The organism is Streptomyces graminilatus (assembly GCF_001418565.1).
GTDB lineage: Bacteria > Actinomycetota > Actinomycetes > Streptomycetales > Streptomycetaceae > Streptomyces > Streptomyces graminilatus.
This window is the reverse complement of the sequence record NZ_LIQQ01000783.1, coordinates 1-3,090: the sequence shown is the minus strand read 5'-3', so window position 1 is coordinate 3,090 and position 3,090 is coordinate 1. Positions and strand designations below refer to the sequence as shown.

4 protein-coding genes are annotated in these 3,090 nt (G+C 71.4%); 3 read left to right on the top strand and 1 reads right to left on the bottom strand.

Annotated features, from left to right (window positions below; translation table 11 throughout):
* A partial coding sequence (locus AOK08_RS41545; RefSeq protein ID WP_277816065.1) for a VOC family protein occupies positions 1–474 on the top strand: 474 nt, incomplete at its 5' end.
* A gap of 22 nt (positions 475–496) precedes the next feature.
* Here AOK08_RS41545 and AOK08_RS41540 read toward each other — a convergent pair.
* The gene (locus tag AOK08_RS41540) at positions 497–1,000 is read right to left on the bottom strand and encodes a hypothetical protein (RefSeq protein ID WP_055535721.1); all 504 of its coding nucleotides are present in this window, start codon (positions 998–1,000) and stop codon (positions 497–499) included.
* 426 nt (positions 1,001–1,426) lie between these two features.
* Here AOK08_RS41540 and AOK08_RS41535 point away from each other — a divergent pair, with 426 nt between their 5' ends.
* Both AOK08_RS41535 and AOK08_RS41530 read left to right on the top strand, forming a co-directional pair.
* On the top strand, positions 1,427–1,723 hold the full coding sequence (locus tag AOK08_RS41535; protein ID WP_055535719.1) for a DUF5133 domain-containing protein: 297 nt from the start codon (positions 1,427–1,429) through the stop codon (positions 1,721–1,723).
* A gap of 65 nt (positions 1,724–1,788) precedes the next feature.
* Positions 1,789–3,090: maltotransferase domain-containing protein (locus AOK08_RS41530; protein ID WP_055535717.1), on the top strand; the 1,302-nt coding region annotated here is incomplete at its 3' end.

Here is a 3,090-nt window from a genome sequence, read left to right as displayed (position 1 = left end):
CCGCCCGGCCGGGCGGCGCTGCTGGCCGACCGCGACGGTGCGATCTTCGGGATCTGGGAGGGTGAGCTGCTCGCCGGCTGGGAGGCCTGGCGGCGGGCGGCTCCGACATTCGTGCGGCTGCACACACGCGACGCGTTCGACGCGGCCATCTTCTACGGCGAGATCCTGGAATGGGCCTCGGACCGCCCCGGCGGTTGCCAGGTCCACTACGAGGGCAACGAGGTCGTGCTGCGCAGCCGGGGCGATGTGGTGGCGCGCATCGTCTCTGGTGCCCTGGAGGCGGCGCCCGACCCCACGATCCGGCCTCACTGGCAGGTCCACTTCGCGGTCGAGGACGTGGCGGCCTGTGTGAAGGCCGCCGAGGACAACGGCGGCAGCGCCCTGCGGTACGACTCCGGTGCCGCGCGGTACGAGGCGGTGCTGCGCGACCCGGACGGGGCACAGTTCACGGTGACCTCGCGTCTCCCGCGCTGAGCAGGCCGCCCGCTGCCTCCCGTCAGGCGCCCGCCAGGACGCCCGGCGTCCTGTTCCGCGTACCGGCGACGGCCTGGCCCCCTCGGGGCAGTTGGCGCACCTCCCGCAGGGTCGGGTCGGGCGGGGCCGGGAGCAGGGGGGCGTCGTCGCAGGCGCGGGCCCGGCGCGAGAACCAGATGACCTTGGCACCGGTGCCGGTGGCACAGCAGCCCCAGCCGTCGCTCACCGCGGCGATCCACGCCAGACAGCCGCCGAGTTCCCGGCCCAGGCGCAGGTCGCGGTCGTTCTCGGCGAGGGCGGTGATGAGGTGGACGCCGTTCCACCACATCTCGATCACCGCCTGTTTGTCGGTCGCGTGCTCGTCGATGGCGCGCAACAGCGCTTCGGTGCCGTGGCGGACGGACCCGGCGAGGTGCTCCAGGCCCCAGAGGCGGAGATGGGCGGCCAGGATGCGGCCCACCTGGCCGACCCGTTCGGGACAGACCTCCACGTCGAGGTGGCAGTAGCGGGACTCTGCGGTCTTCATCTTCGTTGGCTCCTCACGGCGGGCCCACGTTCCGCGCGCTCTGCGGGGCCGGGCCCCGAACGCGAAGCGTGAGCACTGTTCGCTTCTGAGTCAGCTCCAGCGTGCGAGCGCTAGTCCATTCGTGCAACACGAGCACCACCAGCAATGGTTGAAGATCCAACAGGACGCTGGGTCGCCGCGCGTGCACCATGAGTGAAGGTATCGCCGTGGAAACGCGGCAGCGGTAGGGCCTGTCGTTTGGATCACGTCGGTTTCGGGTTGCGGTGCCTTTGTCTGCCGGTGAGCGGGGTGTGGTGCGTGCAGCTGCAAGGCGGAGGAGGGTGTCGACGCGATGGGGGTCCCCCTCTGGGGGAGTGCGCACCACACCCCGCGGCCCAGACGTGATCCAAACGACAGGCCCTAGTCACGAGGAAGGGGACCAGCATCATGCTGTTGCCCGCCAAAGCCGAGGTCGCCCGGCAACTGGACAGGTACCGGACGTGGGAGCGCGCCATGCTCGCGGCCCCGTCCGACCGTTCGGCGCGCGACAGTTTCGAGGACTCGGGCTACACCCTGTGCGTGCTGATGGGGAAACGCTGCGCACGGGAGGCGGCGCACGCCGCCGAACGCTATCTCCGCACGAGCCTGGTCGCGTATCTCCGGGAGCAGGCCGGACGCGCCCACGCGGACCGTTTCACCGGCCATGCCGCCCCGGCCGTGCAGCGCTCCCCGGCGAGCGGATAGCGCCACCCGCGACGCCCACACCCACACTCCCGATCCCGGCCCAGCACACCACAGAGGTGAGACCCATGAGCCCGACCCCGGCCATCGGCCGCATCCCGGTTCGGGATGTGGGCCCTGCCGTCGAGAGCGGCAGACGCCCGGCCAAGGCCGTCGTGGGTGAGACCTTCCAGGTCAGCGCGACGGTCTTCCGCGAGGGCCATGACGCGGTCGGCGCGAACGTGGTGCTGTGCGACCCGGAGGGCCGGCCGGGCCCCTGGACACCGATGCGCGAACTGGCCCCGGGCACCGACCGCTGGGGCGCGGACGTCACCCCGGACGCGGTGGGCCGCTGGACCTACCGGGTCGAGGCATGGGACGACCCGATCAGCACCTGGCGCCGGCACGCGGGCGTCAAGATTCCGGCGGGCATCGACGTCGGGCTGGTGCTGGAGGAGGGCGCGCTGCTGTACGAGCGGGCCGCCGAGGGTGTGCCGGAACGGGCGGACCGGAGTGCCGTACTGGCCGCGGCGCGCGCCCTGGGCGACGACTCGCTTCCTGTCGCGGACCGTCTCGCACCGGCTCTGACCCCGGCGGTGGACAAGATCCTCGCCCGGTATCCGTTGCGTGAACTGGTGACGTCGAGTGAGCCGTTGCCGCTGGTGGTGGAGCGGGAGCGGGCGTTGTACGGGGCGTGGTACGAGTTCTTCCCGCGGTCGGAGGGGACGCGGGAGCGGCCGCACGGGACGTTCCGGTCGGCGGCGCGGCGGTTGCCGGCGATCGCCGCGATGGGCTTCGACGTGGTCTACCTGCCGCCGGTCCACCCCATCGGGCGGACGTTCCGCAAGGGGCCGAACAACACGCTGTCGGCGTCGGCGGGGGATGTGGGGGTGCCGTGGGCGATCGGTTCGGCGGACGGCGGCCATGACGCCGTGCACCCGGAGCTGGGCACCATGGAGGACTTCGGTTTCTTCGTCGCCGAAGCCGCCCGGCACGGGTTGGAGATTGCACTGGACTTCGCGTTGCAGTGCTCCCCCGACCACCCCTGGGTGGAGAAGTATCCGCAGTGGTTCCACCACCGCCCGGACGGGACGATCGCGTACGCGGAGAACCCGCCGAAGAAGTACCAGGACATCTACCCGATCGCCTTCGACGCGGATCTGCCGGGTCTGGTCACGGAGACGGTGCGGGTGCTGCGGCACTGGATGGCGCACGGGGTGCGGATCTTCCGGGTCGACAACCCGCACACGAAACCGGTCGTGTTCTGGGAGCGGGTGATCGCGGAGATCAACGGCACCGACCCGGACGTGATCTTCCTGGCGGAGGCGTTCACCCGCCCGGCGATGATGCGCACGCTGGCCCAGATCGGCTTCCAGCAGTCGTACACCTAC

Excerpts from the sequence above, each read along its gene's own strand:
- AOK08_RS41540 (WP_055535721.1), bottom strand. The coding sequence starts at position 1,000 with ATGAAGACCGCAGAGTCCCGCTACTGCCACCTCGACGTGGAGGTCTGT.
- AOK08_RS41535 (WP_055535719.1), top strand. The coding sequence starts at position 1,427 with ATGCTGTTGCCCGCCAAAGCCGAGGTCGCCCGGCAACTGGACAGGTAC.